Source organism: Ensifer sp. 4252 (assembly GCF_050434565.1).
Lineage (GTDB): Bacteria > Pseudomonadota > Alphaproteobacteria > Rhizobiales > Rhizobiaceae > Ensifer.
In genome coordinates, this window is sequence record NZ_JBNDIU010000016.1 from 111,095 (window position 1) to 127,279 (window position 16,185).

A 16,185-nucleotide genomic window follows, 5' to 3' on the forward strand; every position below is an offset into this window, starting at 1 on the left:
CGAGGAATTTCCAGGTTGCCTATGCCCGGCGCTCATGCAACCACCAGCATTGAACAGATGTATCTGCCGGCTTTTGATTGAGGAATGCTCGTGACCGAACTGAACAGGGCGCTCGCAGGGGCTGCCGAAAAGGGGATCATCTCTGCCCATCAGGTGAGCGATCTCGAAGCCTATCTCGCCGACCGCGGCATCAGCTTCGGGCCGGTGGCACCGGATGCCGCCGCAGACCGGGATGATGCCGCTCTGGATGCACGTGCGGCCGAAGACAGCGAACAGCCGCGGTTCGTCAGGGGATTTCACGATATCCTGATCACGATCGGCGTCGTTGTCGTGCTTATCGGCCTGAGGGGACTGGGTGGCCCGTTCGCAACGCTGCCGGTCATTCTCGTGCTTGCGGAAATCCTGGTGCGGCGCCAGCGGCTCGCGCTGCCCTCGGTGGCGTTGACACTGGCTCTCGTGCATTGGGTTGCGATGGCGACGTACGCCGTGTGGAGCGAACACCAGGCTAACTGGCGCCCGCTGACCGATACGCTGGTCTATCTCGCAGCTTTCCCGATACCCCTGGCGTTGTTTTACTGGCGCTACCGCGTTCCGCTGGCTCTCGCCGGCCTGGTGCTGTCGATCGCATCTATCGCGGTGATGTCTGTTGTATTCGCGCTCGACAGCGGGTTCGGCATCAATATTGCCAGCGACGACTATATCGTGTTCTTCCCGCTGATCCTTCTGGTCGGGGCGCTGGGGATCTTTGCGGTCGCCGTGCGCTACGACGTCTCCGATCCAACGCGGTTGACGTCGCGGTCCGACACGGCGTTCTGGCTGCATCTCGCAGCAGCGCCGGCGCTGCTCTACTCGTTGATGGGTATTGTCTTCACTTCGAATGGTGCTGGAACGTGGTGGGACGGGCAGGCCAGCTTCGGTCAGGCGGTTGCCGCCATTCTGATCGTTGCTTTGTTCATGCTGGTCGGCCTGATCATCGATCGCCGCGCCTTCGTCACATCCGGGCTGTTGTCGCTGGGGGGCGCGGTCTGGACGATGCTCAGCAAGAGTGGCGCATCGCTGGACAGCTACGTTTTCGTCGCCTTCGCGGTGGTCGGCGTTACCGTGCTGTTTATCGGCATTTTCTGGCAGAGGTTGCGCCGCGTGGTGATGAGCCTTCTGCCGGAAGGAATCACGACGCGGCTGCATGCCGCGTCGTGACAGCATGTCTTACGTGTTGAAGCGGAAGTGGATGACGTCGCCGTCCTGGACGACGTATTCCTTGCCTTCATCACGGGCCTTGCCGGCTTCCTTGGCGCCGACTTCGCCGCCAAGCGCGATGTAATCGTCGAAGGCGATGGTGTTGGCGCGGATGAAGCCGCGCTCGAAGTCGGTGTGGATGACGCCGGCGGCCTGCGGTGCCTTGGTGCCGCGCGGGATCGTCCAGGCGCGCGTTTCCTTCGGCCCAACGGTGAAGTAGGTGATGAGGTCGAGCAGCTTGTAGCCGGCGCGGATCAGACGGTCGAGACCGGCTTCCTCGAGACCGAGTGCGCTCAGGAACTCCTTGGCTTCGTCTTCCGGCAGCTGTGCCACTTCGGATTCGATTGCCGCCGAGATCACGACACTCTCAGCACCTTGGGTCTTTGCCATTTCGGCAACCGCGCGGGTGTGCTCGTTGCCGTCGACGGCGTCGCTTTCCGCGACGTTGCAAACGTAAAGCACGGGATGGGCCGTCAGCAGGTTGAGGCCCTGCAGAATGCGCAGTTCTTCGGCATCGAGCTTGGCAAGCAGCGTGCGGACCGGCTTGCCGTCCTGCAGCAGCTTCAGCGAAGCTTCCATGATCGGCAACTGCGCCATGGAGTCCTTGTCCTTGCCGCCGGCGCGCTTGCGCGTCTGTTCGGTGCGACGCTCCAGACTGTCGAGGTCGGCGAGCATCAGCTCGGTCTCGATCGTCTCGGCATCGGCGACCGGGTGGATGCGGCCCTCGACGTGGGTGATGTCGTCATCCTCGAAGCAGCGCAGCACGTGCACGACCGCATCCACTTCGCGGATGTTGGCGAGGAACTGGTTGCCGAGGCCTTCACCCTTCGACGCGCCGCGCACGAGGCCGGCGATGTCGACGAAGGAGATCCGCGTCGGGATGATTTCCTTCGACTTGGCGATGTCGGCCAGCTTGCGCATGCGCGGATCGGGAACCGCGACTTCGCCCGTGTTCGGCTCGATCGTGCAGAACGGATAGTTGGCAGCCTGAGCCGCCGCCGTCTTGGTGAGCGCGTTGAAGAGAGTGGACTTGCCGACGTTCGGCAGCCCGACAATACCGCATTTAAAGCCCATGGGGTCTCGTCCGTATCCTTGAATTCCGTTGGCGTGCCTATGCGGGAAGGTCGCTGGTTGGTCAAGGGCGCACGCCCGGTTCACGGTAAATAAGGGTCTTCGCTGTTGAACCGACGAGCGTCGGGCCGCATATCCGCTTCGAGGCCGCTTGCTTTTCCGCGGCGCTGAAGACGTGTCCGAGGGAGTGCGGGAGTTGATCGATCAGAAATTCATGTTCCCGCGGGTGCCGGTGGCCGTCGTCGATATCGGCGATACGCTTGAGGCCCTGCTCATCCGCGCGACATTGGAGAGCCTTGGTGCTGTCGTCACCTTGCATTTGCCCGGCACACCGCAGGATTTTCTCACCTTGATCGGTGCCGGTGATCTCGTGCACCAGCATGTCGTCATCTGCGGCCACGGCGATGAAAACGGCTTCGTCTTCGGTGAGTATTGCGAGGGAATCGACACCTCGATGCTGGTTGAAGAGAGCATGCCGCCTGCGGTCATTGCTAAACACGCGCGGCTCGACGGCAAGGTGATCGTCAGCACCGCGTGCGAGACCGGCGGCAAGGTTTTTGGCGACGCATTCGTCGAGAGCGGGCGAGCGGCTCTTTATGTCGGTCCGGACGGTTCGCCCGAGGGTGCGGACGCGCCGCTGTTCGTGCATTGCTTCTTCCATGCGCTCCTCGCCCGTCGGCAGAACCCGGCGGCGGCGCTGGATCGGGCTCGCGGTTATGATGAAGCGGCAGAAATGTTTGTGGGTTATCAAAGCGGCCGTTGATGCGCATCACAGGCCCAACCCGGCTATGGCAGATTGAGTATGCAGGATGGGCCTTCCTGGAGTCTTCGATGGCGGTGCCCCGGCTTTTTCTTGATCGCAGCGCCCCCACATAGGATAGTGGGGCAGCCGGCGACCGCGACCGCCTTTCCTGTCATCAACGGGTGGATTTCCGATGAGTGACGACGATCTTGCCGCAAAACCGAAGCTGAAGCCGAAGCCGAAACTGGAGCGGCCGAAACTCTACAAGGTCATTCTCGTCAACGACGACTACACGCCGCGCGACTTCGTCGTCATGGTGCTGAAGGCTGTGTTCCATATGAGCGAGGAGGCGGGCTACCGGGTGATGATGACGGCGCACAAGCTCGGGGTCTCCGTCGTTGTCGTCTGCGTGCGCGATATCGCCGAGACCAAGGCCAAGGAGGCGACTGACCTCGCCAAGGATGCCGGCTTCCCGCTGATGTTCATGACCGAGCCGGAGGAGTGACGGTCAGGGACGGCGAATCTGATAGCCGGTCTTGTCCTGCCTGAAACCGCAATTTTCATAGAAGCGCAGCGTCGCGGGATCCTTCGATCCCGTCAGCAGCATCACCTTGTAGCAGCCGGCGTCCCAGGCTTTCGCGATGGCGTGCCGGATCAGCGCACCGGCAAAGCCCCGGCGGCGAAAGGCGGCCGACGTGACGACGTTTTCGATAAGGGCATAGGGTGCGCCGCCCCGCGTCAGGTTCGGCACGACGACCGATGTGACCGATGCGGCGGCGATATCGTCGGCAAGTCCGATGAAAACCGTCATGCCGGGGCGGGCAAGAATTGCTGCAAAGCGGTCCGCCGCTAGTGCGGCGTCGAGCGCCGGGTCGTCCGGGTTCAGTTCGCCATAAAGCGCAAGAAGTCCGGGCAGGTCATCTGCCGATGCGGCACGGATGGCAAAGGGCGAGGGCGACACGCCTCAGTCGCCCTTCGGGCCGAACAGTTTTTTCAGCATGTCGGCCATCGGGCCGCTCGTCGGCAGCTTCTTCGGTTGGGCCGAATTGCGCGCCTGATGGATGTGGGATTGAGCGCCCTGCTTCTTTTGCGCCTGCGGCTTGTCCTCGTCCGGCTTGCCGCCGGTCGCAAGCGCGATCTTGTTCAGAAGCTGCGAGTCCTCGCCGCGCACCAGCATGTCGGCATTGTCGGCGATGGCGTCGAGCAGCGGCACCAGCCAGGTCTGGTCTACCTTGGCGAAATCGCCGAGCACATGGGCGTGGACGAGGTCCTTTACACCGGGGTGCCCGATGCCGAGCCGCAGGCGTCGATACTCCTTGCCGCAATGGGCGTCGATTGATTTGATGCCGTTGTGGCCGCCGTGGCCGCCGCCGACCTTGATGCGCGCCTTTGCCGCCGGTAGGTCCAGCTCATCATAGATGACGGTGATGTCCTTGGGGTGCAGCTTGTAGAAGCGCATGGCATCGCCGACCGCCTCGCCGGAGAGGTTCATGAAGGTCTGCGGCTTCATCAGCAGAACGCGCTCTCCGCCGATTTCGCCTTCGGCGATCTCGGACTTGAACTTCTTCGACCAGGAGGAAAAGTTATGGCGGCGATGGATGACGTCGACAGCCATGAAACCGATATTGTGGCGGTTTGAGGCATATTTCGAACCTGGATTGCCAAGTCCTGCGATGATCAGCATGTCGTTACGCTCCGTCGGGCTTTCCCCGCTTCACGAGCGCGAAACGCCATCAGAGTCAATCCTTATTTCGTCGCCTGCACGCTTCCGCTCGGTCGAACGCCGTAGCGTTCGAAGATCGCGTCCTGGGTGCCATTGTCGATCAGGCGGTCGAGTTCGCGCTGCATCCTCTCGACCGTTTCCTTGTCCATGTCGCGGTGGCAGGCGATGCCGTAGTACTTTCCTTCCAGCATCAATGCCGCCTCGACGGGCTTGCCTTCGGCGCGCATGCTTTCGAAGGTCTTCTCCGACGTCATCATCAGATCGATGCGGCCGGCAATCAGTTTCTTCAGCGTTGATTCGAGGTTGGTCGCATAGTCGATCTTCTGAAAGCCGTGCTCCGTGAGGTAGGTTGCAGAAAAATCTTCCCGCTGGGTGCCGATAGTGAACCGCTTCGCAGCGTCGATCGAGCCGGGGGCGATGTCCGATCCCTTGCGTCGGACCATGATCATGTGGTCGACGAGCAACGGCTGCACCCATTGGAACTGCTTCTCGCGCTCGGCGTTGCGGCCGGTGGTGAAGACGCAGTAGGACGCATCGGTTTCGGCCAGCATGTAGGCCCGTGCCCAGGGCAGTACCTCGATCGTATGGGGAAGCTTCAGCCCCTCCATGATCGCCGTCACCTGCTCGACCGAGGCGCCGCTTGCGCCGCTTGGGGTGGAGAAATTATAGGGCGGGTAGTCCTCAGTGACGAATTTGATCGTCTGCGCTTCGGCGGCGGTGGAAAGGCCGAGGAAGAATACCAGGATCAGCTCTTTCACGCCTTGCTCCTTCGCGCCAGTATCTGGCCGCTATGCCTGGATGTTTGCCTTGACTTCGGAATCGCTCTCCAGCATGGCCAGCATCTTGCCGATCGGCATGGGGCGGCTGAAAAGATAACCCTGCCCACAATCCACACCAAGCTTGCGCAGGAGTTGCCACTGCTCCTTGGTCTCGATGCCTTCGGCGACCACGGTGCAGCCCATCTGGTGCGAGATCGTGCGGATGCCCTTGATCAGCATTCGGCTCTTGCGGCGGATATCGGCGGTGCCGGAGCTGAGCGAGCGGGTGAAGGACTGGTCGACCTTGACGATATCGACCGGGAAACGGTTGAGATAGCTCAGCGACGAGTAGCCTGTTCCGAAGTCGTCGAGCGCGATCCGGCAGCCGAATTCGTTGAGTTGCTTCAGCACCGCATGCACCTCCGGATTGTCGAGCATCAGCACCGCTTCGGTGATTTCGATGACGATCCGGTTCGGCGAAATATGATGCTTGAGGAGCAGCGCTGCGAGCTTGTGCGGCAACGTCAATTCGAACTGCAGCGGCGAGAAATTTACCGCGAGATAGGTGTTCTGCGTGCCGTCGAGGGCGGAGATCGCCGCCAGATGCCGGATCGCCTTTTCGAGGATGCAGTCGCCGATGCGGGCGATCGTTCCCGTTTCCTCGGCAATGCCGATGATCTTGCCGGGCGGCATCACGCCTTTTTCCGGATGGTTGAGGCGCATCAGCGCCTCGAAACCGGCAATCTGACCATCGCTGAGGCTGACGATCGGCTGCAGCCACGCCTCGAAGTGATCGTCCTTGAGCCCCGCTTCGATGCACTGTTCGATCTCGTGGCGCTCGCGCGCGGTATCGAGCATGCTGGCGTCGAATACCTGCAGGCCGTTCTTGCCGTCACGCTTGCGGGCATACATCGCCATGTCGGCCTTGAGCAGCAGGTCCGAAGCATTCTCGGCGTGCTCGGGATAAACGGAGATGCCGACGCTGGCGCTGACGAAAAGCTCATTGCCGGCTATGTGCATGGGTTCGCGGAGCGCATTGACGATGCGCTCGCCGATTTCAGAGGCAAGAGTGGCGACGTCCTTGTCAGATACCAGGATCGCGAACTCGTCGCCGCCGAGGCGCGACATGACATCGTCGGGGCGCAGGGTGGCGCGGATCAACTCGACGGTGCGGCGCAGAACCTCGTCGCCGGCGGCATGGCCGAAATTGTCGTTGATCCACTTGAAGCGGTCGAGGTCGATGAACAGGCAGCCGACCTGGATGCCGCAGGCATCGGCGGTCACGATCGCCTCGTCGAGCGCCGCCTCGAAGCCCTGGCGGTTGAGAAGACCGGTCAGGTGATCGGTGATCGCCTGGGCATGGTTACGGCTTTCGGCCTGCTTGAGCGCGGTGACGTCGGTCATCACGGATAGCGACAGATCGCCATCCCCCGTCGTTTCCGTTTCGAGGATCAGCACGGTCATGAACGCGCCGTCTGCCTTGCGGAAGGGGACAGTCACCTCGCAGATGTTGTGGTCGCCGACGGCAATCGCCTTGGCATGGCTGCGGTAGGCTTCGTGCCAGTGCGGATCGATGAAGTCGGTGAAATTTTCGCCGATTACCTGCTCGCGGGCATAGCCGGTTGCCAGCAGCCAGTAATCGCTGACGGCGCAGAGGCGGTTGTCGGTGTCGAGTGAAAACAGCATCGCCGGGGTCAGGTTGTAGATGTCGGTGGCGCGCTCATGCGCGCTCTTCAGCTCCATCGACTCGCGCTCGAGCCGGTCCTGCATTTCGTTGAAATTGGCAGCCAGCGCGCCCATCTCGTCGTGTGAAGTCCAGTCGACCCGGTGGCGCGAGCCCAGGCGTCGTGTCGCCTCGATGGCCGCTGTCAGGCGCATCAGCGGGCGGATGACGGTGAAACGGTTGCCGATGAGGGCGGCCGCGAAAACGGTCGCGACAGCAATCAGCAGGATGGCGAGGATCGCCAGCTCATCCTTGCTGAACTGCGACAGCAGGCCAGGTGTCGGCCCGCGCACTTCGATGCTGCCGATTTCCCTGAGGCCGCCGATCGAGTCGTAGGAAATGGGTGTCTTCAGGGTGCGGCTGTCGCTGTCGACGCCGAGACCGCCGGAGGGTAATTGCGCGAGGATCGAGCCCGAAGTGTCGCGGATGGTGACCGCGACGATATCGGTGTCGTTCATCAGCGAGCGGGCGATGCGCTTGATGCCGTCACTGTCGAAATCCCAGATAGGCTTGCCCAGCGCTTCGGCGCTGGCACCCATCAGAAGCTCGATGTTGTGCAGGCGATCACGCGCCACGCGTTCACTGGAGATACTGAGGAAGAGCACGAAGAGAGGGGCAACGAAAACCAGCATTGCACCGCAGACAATCGCAATAAATCGGTTCTCGACGGAATGCATCATCGGACGCATCCCTCAGGCGTTGCCACTCTTGTCATTTCGGATTCTCTTATGACGCTTGCTTACAATTTCCCCGCTGCAAGAACATCATCAAAACCTTAAATGTTGCTGAAATTGCTACATTACAATTCGCGAGGGGGCCCGGCCGGATTGTCGGCGCGCGACAGCACGGCAACTGGAGCGTTCAACGCAAAAGGCCCGCCCCGTTTGACGGGGCGGGCCTTTCAATGGGGATTGCAGGATAACCGGCATTTGCCGGATCGCCGCTTCACCTCAAGGTGAATCAGGCTTCTGCTTCGCCTTCTTCTTCTTCCTTCAGACCGCCAGCCGGAGCAGCGATCGTCGCAATCGTGAAGTCGCGGTCGGTGATAACCGGGGTCGCGCCCTTCGGCAGCTTGATGTTGGAGATGTGGATCGCGTCGCCGACCTTGTGACCCGACAGGTCAACGGTCAGGAATTCCGGGATGTCGTCGGCAGCAACGGCCAGTTCGACTTCGTGGCGAACGATGTTGAGAACGCCGCCAGCCTTGAGGCCCGGGGACTTCTCTTCGTTGACGAAGTGAACCGGAACCTGAACGGTGACCTTGCTGTCCTTGGAGACGCGCAGGAAGTCAACGTGCATGGTGAAGTCGCGGACCGGATCCAGCTGGTAGTCCTTCGGCAGGACGCGGATCTTTTCGCCGTTGACGTCGATGACCGCAACGGTGGTCATGAAACCGCCGGCGTGGATCTTCATCGTCACGTCCTTGGTGGACAGCGCGATCGAAATGGGGGCCTGCTTGTCACCGTAGATGACAGCCGGGATAAGACCGTTGCGACGAAGTTCACGGGAGGACCCCTTACCAACCCGTTCGCGCGTCTCGGCCTTGAGCTCATAAGTTGCGTGGCTCATAGGTAGACCTTTCTATGTCTAATTCTGGAGAGTTCATCCGCAATGGCGGAAAAACCGAAGCCGCATGGGCTTCATCCGCATTGCCTCCAAGGGTGTCTACGCGGACGGGCGGTGCATAGACGAGATCACCCGAAAATGCAAGCTTTGCCGCGGTTTTAAAGCATCTCGCGCAAAAGGGCACAGCGGTTTTGCGACAACGACATGCGCGAAATCAAATAGCGAAAGCGCGTCGCGGGCACGGCGCGCTCAGGCCTTTTTCCGTGTGAAGCGCGCCAGCGCCAGCATCAGGCCGCCGGCGATCAGCCCCCAGAAGGCACCAGAGACGCCGCCGAAACTGACGCCGGAGGCGGTCACCAGGAAGGTAATCGCGGCTGCCTCGCGCGTCCTGGCGTCGGTAAAGGCTGCCATGGCGGAGCCGGCAAAGGCGCCGACAAGAGCGAGACCGGCGACCGCCTCGATCAATACCGATGGCGCGAGACTGACGAAGGTGGTGACGGCGCCGGCAAGCAGGCCGAAGATGGCATAGAAGATGCCGGCATTGATCGCCGACCAATAGCGGCGCGCAGGATCCGGGTGGCTGTCGGCGCCGGCGCCCATGGCGGCGGTGATCGCTGCAAGGTTGACCGCGTGGCCACCGAAAGGCGCGCTCAGCATCGAAAACAGGCCGGTCGTCGCAAACAGCGGGCCGGGAGTGGGGTTATAGTCATTGACTTTCATCACGGCGATGCCGGGAATGTTCTGCGACGCCATGGTGACGATGAACAGCGGCAGCGCGATGCTGATCATTGCGGGTGTCGTGAAGGACGGCATCACGAATTCCGGGCGCGGCACCAACGCCGAAGACAGATCGGCCAGGGCATTAACCGGCATTTCGACGCCGAAGGCGATGACGAGCACGAAGGCGAGCAGGGCTGCCGGCACTGCATAAAGCCTGTTGACGCTGCCGACGATCGCCCAGGCCAGGAGGATCGGCAGACCGAAAAACGGATTGAAACCGATCGCCTTGACCGGAGCAAAGCAAAGGCTGAGCAGGACGCCGGCCAGCATGGCGTTTGCAAGTGCCGCCGGAATGGAGGAGACCATGCGGCCGAGTGGTTTCCAAAGACCGGCGACGACGATGAGCAGGCCGCAGACGAGGAAGGCGCCCACGGCGGCGTTGAAGCCGCCCTCGACGACACCGGAGTTCGCCAGCAACGCGGCGCCGGGGGTCGACCAGGCGATGCTGATCGGCAGCCGGCTGACGGCGCTGAGGATGACGGCGCAGACGCCCATCGATACCGACAGCGCCATCAGCCCGGACGCAGCCTGTGCTTCCGTGGCGCCGACACCGCCAAGCCCGTGAAGGACGACGGCGAAGGAACTGGCGAAGCCGACAAAGGCGATCAAGAGGCCCATGAAGAGGCTCTGGAGCGAGAAGTCACGTAGCATGGCTGGCAACCGGTTGTTGTGATGGCGCGTCGGATGATGCTTGAACTCGCCTATCATATTCCGCCGGCGTGTCGATACCGCCGGCGTGATGAACGCATCAAACGCGCTGATGCGGGCTTCATCGTGGACCTTCGTCTTGCTGGACCTCTCATCCAATCGATGCCTATAGTGCAGGCAAAGCAGGCTCGACCGTTTGGGAGAACGGCCTCGTCCTGCGGCTGCCGGACGTTGCTTGCAGGGAGGAAACCGATGCCTGCCGTCAGGGATCACACGGAATACGTCTATCAGGTTGCGCACCAGTCCTCCGCGGCGGCAAGCTCGCCGGTGGCTGCATCCTGGCGCCGCTGCATGACGCTCCATGGTCTGGCGCCCGAGGATCGGCGCACGCCACTTCGATTGTCCGAGAGCGAATTCCGACTGGCGCGGCAGCGCTCGGCCGAGCTGATCGCCGAGGCGGGCGGCGAGCTCGACCGGCTGTTTGCGACGGTCGGCAAGGCCGGCTGCTGCCTGCTTCTGACCGACGACAAGGGCGTGGCGCTGGAGCGGCGTGGTGCCGTCGGCGACGATGCGGATTTCCGCGGCGTCGGCCTCTGGTCGGCAACGGTGTGGAGCGAGGCGAGCGTCGGCACCAACGGCATCGGTACGGCGATCGCCGACGAGCGTGCCGTCATCATCCAGCGCGACCAGCATTTCCTCAGCAGCAATATCGGGCTCAGCTGCACCACCGCGCCGATCCGCGATCATCTCGGCCGGCTGGCGGCGGCAATCGACATTTCCACCTGCCGCGACGATGCGTCGGAAATCACCATCTCGCTGCTGTCGCAGGCCGTGCGCGATGCGGCCGCGCGCATTGAGGCGGGGCTTTTCCGTAGAGCCTTTGCCGGATTGCGCATCGTGCTCGTGCCCGTCGACAGGGCAGGGCCGGCGCTTTTGGCTGTTGATCGCGACGATCTGGTGCAGGGCGCGACGCGCGCGGCGCGCCAATGGCTCGGCCTGGACGACAAGCGCATCGCCTCGGGCATTCCGGCGTCGGATCTTCTCAAGGAGGATACGTCCGGAGACGGGAGCGAGCTTCCCGATGCCGAGCGGGCCGCACTCCGGCGCGTGCTGTCGCGCGCCAATGGCAATGTGTCGATGGCGGCCGAACTGCTCGGCATCAGCCGCGCCACGCTTTATCGCAAGATGAAGCGGCTTTCGGTCAACTGACCTTTCTACGTCATCTGCCGGCTGCCCCTCACCCTAACCCTCTCCCCGCAGGCGGGGAGAGGGGACGAGAGATGCGGCTGAAACTCTGCGTCGGTTCAGAGCCGTGACGCAGAAAACGAGACGGGCAGCGGCAGATTCGAGCGGATGCCACGACGTTCCTTCTCCCCCTGATGACGGGGAGAAGGTCCCGGCAGGGGGATGAGGGGCGGATGCGCGACGAAGCGATTATCGCCGCGCACCTCGATTGCTGCATTGCAGCACGGTGGCCTGAGCCCAGCTGTCTCAATAATGAAACAGATCGCGTCGCCGGCAATCGCGCCTCTCTATCGAAGATGCACATTCGGCATCACCTTCCTCTCACAGCTTTGGTTGCTGGTTCACAGGGAGGAATGAGCATGTTGCATCAAAAGATCGTCGAGAGCCCGTTCAAGCAGAAATACGGCAACTTCATCGGCGGCGAATGGCGCGAGCCGGTGGCCGGGCGCTACTTCGACAATACCACACCGGTGACCGGTGGCGTGCTGTGCCAGGTTGCGCGCTCGGATGCCGCCGACATCGAGCTTGCGCTCGACGCTGCCCATGCCGTCCGCGAGAAGTGGGCGCGCACGTCGGCTGCCGAGCGGTCGAACATCCTGATGAAGATCGCCAGCCGCATGGAAGACAATCTGGAGCTTCTGGCGCGGGCCGAAACCTTCGACAACGGCAAGCCGATCCGCGAAACCATGGCGGCCGACATTCCGCTGGCGATCGACCATTTCCGCTATTTCGCCGCCTGCATTCGCGCCCAGGAAGGCTCGATCGGCGAGATCGACCATGACACGGTCGCCTATCACTTCCACGAGCCGCTCGGCGTCGTCGGCCAGATCATCCCCTGGAACTTCCCGATCCTGATGGCCGCCTGGAAGCTCGCCCCGGCGCTCGCCGCCGGCAACTGCGTGGTGCTGAAGCCGGCCGAGCAGACGCCGGCCTCGATCCTTGTGTGGGCAGACCTCGTCGGCGACCTCTTGCCGGCCGGCGTGCTCAACATCGTCAATGGTTTCGGTCTTGAAGCCGGCAAGCCGCTTGCCACCAACCCGCGCATCGCCAAGATCGCCTTTACCGGCGAAACGACCACCGGGCGGCTGATCATGCAATATGCCAGCCAGAACCTCATTCCTGTTACCCTCGAGCTTGGCGGCAAGTCGCCGAACATCTTCTTTGCCGACGTGCTTGCCGAGGACGACGACTATTTCGACAAGGCGCTCGAAGGTTTCGCGATGTTCGCGCTCAACCAGGGCGAGGTCTGCACCTGCCCGAGCCGGGCCCTGGTTCAGGAAAGCATCTATGATCGCTTCATGGAGAGGGCGCTGAAGCGTGTCGAGGCGATCCGCCAGGGCAACCCGCTCGACAGCGCCACGATGATCGGCGCGCAGGCGTCGAGCGAGCAGCTCGAAAAGATCCTCTCGTACATCGACATCGGCCGGCAGGAGGGGGCCGAGGTCCTGACCGGCGGCAGTCGCAACGTGCTCGAAGGCGAGCTGGCGGAGGGTTTCTACGTCAAGCCGACGGTCTTCCGCGGGCACAACAAGATGCGGGTGTTCCAGGAGGAAATCTTCGGCCCCGTGGTGTCCGTCACCACGTTCAAGACGGAAGCCGAGGCGCTGGAGATCGCCAACGACACGCTCTACGGCCTTGGCGCCGGTGTCTGGAGCCGCGACGCCAACCGGTGCTACCGCTTCGGCCGCGAAATCCAGGCAGGCCGGGTGTGGACCAATTGCTACCACGCCTATCCTGCCCATGCGGCTTTCGGCGGCTACAAGCAATCGGGCATCGGCCGCGAGACCCACAAGATGATGCTCGACCATTACCAGCAGACCAAGAACATGCTGGTGAGCTACAGCCCGAAGGCACTCGGCTTCTTCTGAGCCCTGCTGCATGTTTCCGTAAATCGCATTCGACTTACGGATAAAAACTTGCAGCAATTCAAAGTGCTACAGCGACCTTGGCGCGTCTCACAAGACGCGCGGCGCTGTAGAAGCTTCCCTCTCCCTCCAAGGGAGAGGGCCTCCCAGGTGTGGCCGAGGGCTCTCCTCCAGCTCTCGCCCTCGGCCCACCCTCTTTTTGAAGCCGCAAGGCGCAGCGCTTGCGCAAAGAGGCTTGTCATGACCACCACCGAACCGCGTGTGCTTGCGACCGATACGGCACTCGACTTCATCGCCGAGATCAGGCGCGATCACCCCGACATCCTGTTTCACCAGTCGGGCGGCTGCTGCGACGGCTCGTCGCCGATGTGCTATCCCGCTGACGACTACATCGTCGGCGACAATGATGTGAATCTCGGCGAGATCGGCGGCGTTCCCGTCTATATCAGCGCCAGCCAGTTCGAAGTCTGGAAGCACACGCAGCTGATTATCGATGTGGTGCCGGGCAGGGGCGGAATGTTCTCGCTCGACAATGGGCGCGAGCGGCGTTTCCTGACGCGCTCGCGCCTCTTTGCCGGCGCCGAGGCATGTCCGCTGGCGGCCACAGCAATAAGCTCCGACGCGTGACCGCTCCTGACGTCAGCGTGACCTCACATGTCCTCGGCCGCGCGGCGTTCTCGAATGCTTTCGTCGGATCCGCGCGTGTTCTACTGCAGACTACCGTCGCCGCCGCTGTCTGCCGCCTTGAAATCGGCCATCACACTGTTCAGGAACTCGCTCTGGGTGATCTTGCCGTCGCGGTTGACGTTGATCGCGGCAAACTGTTGCGCGTTCAGGACAGGCGCTGCCTCGGCGGCGCTCAGGGTACCGTCCTTGTTCTTGTCCAGACTTGCGAAAGCCGTTGTCATGAAGCCCTGATACTCGGGCCGGCTGATCGCGCCGTCTCCGTCGCGGTCGAGCCGATCCATTTGCCCCTGATACATCGCCGCAGGCTTATCCTGTGCGGCGACCGGAACGAGCTGGCAAAGCACGGCTGCCATAAGCAGAGCTACTTTTCGCATTTCGTAGCCTTTCGTAATCAGCGGCAAGTCAAGGCACTACCGGCCGCACCACCAAGCGTGGCGCCGCCGCCGACAGCCCAGAGCTGACCGCTGCCTGCGCCGATGGCCGAGCCGGCGAACCCGCCAAGGATTGCGCCGCTGACGGTTCCGGCAAGGCAGCCGAAATCGCCCGCGCCCCCCTGGGACATCGTAGCAGATTGGCAGCCAGACAAGGCGAGGCCGCCTGCAAGAATAAGGGTTAGCGTAAGGTTACTCATCTTTTCCTCCAAATTATCCGGGCGTGATCAGGATAGTCGGTGGAGCCGCCACCTAAGTGGCGTTGCATGGAAGTAACGTTTCGATTATGTCCTTCGAAGTATCAAAAGGGATGCTGTTCGATCAGAGGCACTTCATCGAAGAACAATGCCGTCTGCAGCGAAAGACGCTGGCTGCAGTGGACAAATGTTACCCCTACAGATGGAAGATGACAACTCTGGGCGCTGATGCTACTGCGCCGTGCGTCCACTTAGACGCGCAGGAATCGCTGTAGCACTTTGATTTACTACACAATTTTATCCATAAATCGATTCCGTTTTAAGGCTGAAATTCTGCAGTAGGCCATGTCGTACAAAAGTGCGCAGCCGTTCTGCGACGACGACGCGCGTCAAATCGAGCAGTTGAAGCGCGTTGCATAAGGCTGCTTAAACGCAACGCGCTTGTCAGGAATGACAGAAAATGGACGCCAAATCCCGTTAGACGAAGACGGAAACCTTTGCGGGCGGGCGTGTCTATCTCAGTCGAAGAGGCTCGAAACCGATTCTTCCTGGCTGGTGCGGTTGATCGCTTCACCGAGCAGGGTCGCCGTCGTGATGACGCGGATGTTGTGCGCGGACTGAACCGCCGTCGTCGGCTGGATCGAGTCGGTGATCACGAGTTCCTTCAGCATCGACGAAGTGACGCGGGCAACAGCGCCGCCGGAAAGCACGCCGTGCGTGATGTAGGCGGTGACGCTGGTTGCGCCGTTCTTCAGCAGCGCTTCGGCGGCGTTGCAGAGCGTGCCGCCGGAATCGACGATATCGTCGATCAGCAGGCAGTCCTTGCCTTTCACTTCGCCGATGACGTTCATGACTTCCGATTCACCCGGGCGGTCACGGCGCTTGTCGACGATAGCAAGCAGACAGTCGAGGCGCTTGGCCAGCGCACGGGCACGCACCACGCCGCCGACATCAGGCGAAACGACCATGACGTTCTTCAGGTCGTAGTTTTCCTTGACGTCGCGGGCGAGGATCGGGATCGCATAGAGGTTGTCGGTCGGGATGTCGAAGAAGCCCTGGATCTGGCCGGCATGAAGATCGAGTGTCAGCACGCGGTCGGCGCCGGCTTCGGTGATCAGGTTGGAGACGAGCTTGGCCGAGATCGGCGTGCGCGGACCAGGCTTACGGTCCTGGCGGGCATAGCCGAAATAGGGGAGCACCGCGGTGATGCGGCGGGCCGAGGAACGGCGCACTGCATCGATCATGATCAGCAGTTCCATCAGGTGATCGTTGGTGGGAAACGACGTCGACTGGATGATGAAGACATCCTCGCCGCGCACGTTTTCGCCGATCTCGACGAAAATCTCCTGATCGGCAAACCGCCTTACGGTCGCCTTTCCAAGAGGCAGGTTGAGATAGTTGCAGATCGCTTCGGCCAGCAGCCGGTTCGAGTTGCCTGCGAAAACCTTCATTGACGGACCGCCTTGAGCTGGCGCGGCTACCGTCCGGGTTCATCCGGGAGCGGCATTTTCCG

The 16,185-nt window shown here is 62.0% G+C and carries 16 protein-coding genes; 6 read left to right on the forward strand and 10 right to left on the reverse strand.

What is annotated here, in order from left to right; translation table 11 throughout:
* Positions 1–90 precede the first annotated feature (90 nt).
* The gene (locus ABIE33_RS24880; protein WP_429130486.1) at positions 91–1,197 is read left to right on the forward strand and encodes a hypothetical protein; all 1,107 of its coding nucleotides are present in this window, start codon (positions 91–93) and stop codon (positions 1,195–1,197) included.
* A 9-nt stretch (positions 1,198–1,206) separates the two neighbouring features.
* Here ABIE33_RS24880 and ychF read toward each other — a convergent pair whose 3' ends face one another.
* Positions 1,207–2,310: a redox-regulated ATPase YchF gene (gene ychF / locus ABIE33_RS24885; protein ID WP_429130487.1), complete on the reverse strand. Its 1,104-nt coding sequence runs from the start codon at positions 2,308–2,310 to the stop codon at positions 1,207–1,209.
* 193 nt (positions 2,311–2,503) lie between these two features.
* On the opposite strand from ychF, the gene ABIE33_RS24890 reads away from it, so the two are divergent.
* Both ABIE33_RS24890 and clpS read left to right on the forward strand, forming a co-directional pair.
* Positions 2,504–3,070 (forward strand): hypothetical protein, encoded by a 567-nt coding sequence (locus ABIE33_RS24890; RefSeq protein WP_429130488.1) that lies wholly within the window; start codon positions 2,504–2,506, stop codon positions 3,068–3,070.
* Positions 3,071–3,242: 172 nt separating this feature from the next.
* Positions 3,243–3,554, forward strand: coding sequence for an ATP-dependent Clp protease adapter ClpS (clpS, locus tag ABIE33_RS24895; protein WP_053248228.1), 312 nt, complete (start codon positions 3,243–3,245; stop codon positions 3,552–3,554).
* 3 nt (positions 3,555–3,557) lie between these two features.
* Here clpS and ABIE33_RS24900 read toward each other — a convergent pair whose 3' ends face one another.
* The 6 genes from ABIE33_RS24900 to ABIE33_RS24925 form a co-directional block, all read right to left on the reverse strand.
* Entirely contained in the window at positions 3,558–4,010 is a 453-nt protein-coding gene (locus ABIE33_RS24900; protein ID WP_429130489.1) for a GNAT family N-acetyltransferase, read from the reverse strand.
* Between the two features lie 3 nt (positions 4,011–4,013).
* Entirely contained in the window at positions 4,014–4,733 is a 720-nt protein-coding gene (gene pth / locus ABIE33_RS24905) for an aminoacyl-tRNA hydrolase (protein WP_429130490.1), read from the reverse strand.
* A 62-nt stretch (positions 4,734–4,795) separates the two neighbouring features.
* Positions 4,796–5,530 carry a substrate-binding periplasmic protein gene (locus ABIE33_RS24910; RefSeq protein ID WP_429130491.1) on the reverse strand — a complete coding sequence of 245 codons (735 nt, stop codon included), beginning with the start codon at positions 5,528–5,530 and terminating at the stop codon, positions 4,796–4,798.
* Positions 5,531–5,560: 30 nt separating this feature from the next.
* Complete coding sequence (locus tag ABIE33_RS24915) at positions 5,561–7,933, reverse strand: putative bifunctional diguanylate cyclase/phosphodiesterase (protein ID WP_429130492.1); 2,373 nt, start codon at positions 7,931–7,933, stop codon at positions 5,561–5,563.
* A 280-nt stretch (positions 7,934–8,213) separates the two neighbouring features.
* Positions 8,214–8,822, reverse strand: a complete 609-nt coding sequence (locus ABIE33_RS24920) for a 50S ribosomal protein L25/general stress protein Ctc (RefSeq protein ID WP_429130493.1) — start codon at positions 8,820–8,822, stop codon at positions 8,214–8,216.
* 246 nt (positions 8,823–9,068) lie between these two features.
* The gene (locus ABIE33_RS24925; protein WP_429130494.1) at positions 9,069–10,250 is read right to left on the reverse strand and encodes a benzoate/H(+) symporter BenE family transporter; all 1,182 of its coding nucleotides are present in this window, start codon (positions 10,248–10,250) and stop codon (positions 9,069–9,071) included.
* 249 nt (positions 10,251–10,499) lie between these two features.
* Between ABIE33_RS24925 and ABIE33_RS24930 the strand changes: the two genes are divergently transcribed.
* The 3 genes from ABIE33_RS24930 to ABIE33_RS24940 all read left to right on the forward strand — a co-directional run bounded on the left by ABIE33_RS24930 (position 10,500) and on the right by ABIE33_RS24940 (position 13,984).
* Positions 10,500–11,456 (forward strand): helix-turn-helix domain-containing protein, encoded by a 957-nt coding sequence (locus ABIE33_RS24930; RefSeq protein WP_429130495.1) that lies wholly within the window; start codon positions 10,500–10,502, stop codon positions 11,454–11,456.
* A 395-nt stretch (positions 11,457–11,851) separates the two neighbouring features.
* Positions 11,852–13,360, forward strand: a complete 1,509-nt coding sequence (adh, locus tag ABIE33_RS24935) for an aldehyde dehydrogenase (protein ID WP_429130496.1) — start codon at positions 11,852–11,854, stop codon at positions 13,358–13,360.
* Positions 13,361–13,597: 237 nt separating this feature from the next.
* Positions 13,598–13,984 (forward strand): DUF779 domain-containing protein, encoded by a 387-nt coding sequence (locus ABIE33_RS24940; protein ID WP_429130497.1) that lies wholly within the window; start codon positions 13,598–13,600, stop codon positions 13,982–13,984.
* A gap of 80 nt (positions 13,985–14,064) precedes the next feature.
* On the opposite strand, the gene ABIE33_RS24945 is transcribed toward ABIE33_RS24940, so the two are convergent.
* The 3 genes from ABIE33_RS24945 to ABIE33_RS24955 all read right to left on the reverse strand — a co-directional run bounded on the left by ABIE33_RS24945 (position 14,065) and on the right by ABIE33_RS24955 (position 16,123).
* The gene (locus tag ABIE33_RS24945) at positions 14,065–14,418 is read right to left on the reverse strand and encodes an EF-hand domain-containing protein (RefSeq protein ID WP_429130498.1); all 354 of its coding nucleotides are present in this window, start codon (positions 14,416–14,418) and stop codon (positions 14,065–14,067) included.
* Positions 14,419–14,435: 17 nt separating this feature from the next.
* Positions 14,436–14,675: a hypothetical protein gene (locus ABIE33_RS24950; RefSeq protein WP_429130499.1), complete on the reverse strand. Its 240-nt coding sequence runs from the start codon at positions 14,673–14,675 to the stop codon at positions 14,436–14,438.
* A gap of 515 nt (positions 14,676–15,190) precedes the next feature.
* Positions 15,191–16,123: a ribose-phosphate pyrophosphokinase gene (locus ABIE33_RS24955; RefSeq protein ID WP_429130500.1), complete on the reverse strand. Its 933-nt coding sequence runs from the start codon at positions 16,121–16,123 to the stop codon at positions 15,191–15,193.
* Between the last annotated feature and the right edge of the window lie 62 nt (positions 16,124–16,185).